General features: G+C 54.5%; 1 protein-coding gene. It reads right to left on the bottom strand.

The annotated features are described in order from the left end of the window. Positions 1 to 287: 287 nt before the first annotated feature. Complete coding sequence (locus PY650_RS36585) at positions 288 to 530, bottom strand: helix-turn-helix domain-containing protein (RefSeq protein WP_285884982.1); 243 nt, start codon at positions 528 to 530, stop codon at positions 288 to 290. Positions 531 to 818 lie beyond the last annotated feature (288 nt).

The raw sequence follows: 818 nt of genomic DNA, 5'->3' as shown, positions 1-818 counted from the left end.
AGCAAACCCGCACCCATCAACAATGGGGCAGCACCGAGCTGATGACGAGGTAATGATGAGAGGCGGTTGGCATGGGGGTCCAATGAGCCATCGCCCGATCCTGTCTAAGGCCGCCCGGTTCCGCATCGAGAACGGCGACGTCAAGATAGACGTCAAATGTGCCGATGACGAACCAATGAGAGCATGCGCAGACGAGGTGAACCAAATTCTGGACAGGCTTCAAGGACGGTCCTCCTCGTTGCGGTACGACGACGACCAATAGCCGGGTGGGCGATCGGGGTTCAAACTTAATCCGAAGCATCTGCTTTTGGTTTCGCGAAGCGCACCCCGGCGCCGCCGCCGTTCTCGTCGATGAATTCAATCCCCGCCATTTCAAATGCCATTTTGATACTCTCGATTGTGGCTGACCGGAGATGTTCACCGCGCTCAAATCTCGCGATCGTGTCCGGGGAGACCTTGGCGCTTTTGGCAAGATCGCGGACTCCCCAGCCAAGTGCAACGCGCGCCATCTTACATTGCACAGCGATCATTTCGTAACGCCGTTACGAAAAAGGGTTGAAAAGTTCGACATAAGTAGATATCGTATCCCTGTTACGAAAAGCGTCTATCGAATCGTCTCGGTCTCATGCAGGCCATTCAACCTAATCTCTTATGGGAGCTCGGATCATGGGTGATTCTGAGAGTAGCAGAACTCTGCCCGCAAATACCCCTGATAACTCGCTTTCGGCAACGGCGAACTGGCTCGTTAATACGATCGCTGCGTCGGCCCGGTGCGCTCATTTTGACCAACTTCGCGATTTCGGTGCCGATGATCCTTT

This window comes from Martinezella calliandrae (assembly GCF_030272695.1).
Classification (GTDB): Bacteria; Pseudomonadota; Alphaproteobacteria; order Rhizobiales; family Rhizobiaceae; genus Rhizobium; species Rhizobium calliandrae.
Note: the sequence above shows the minus strand (reverse complement) of the source record. Positions and strands in the feature narration are given on the sequence as shown.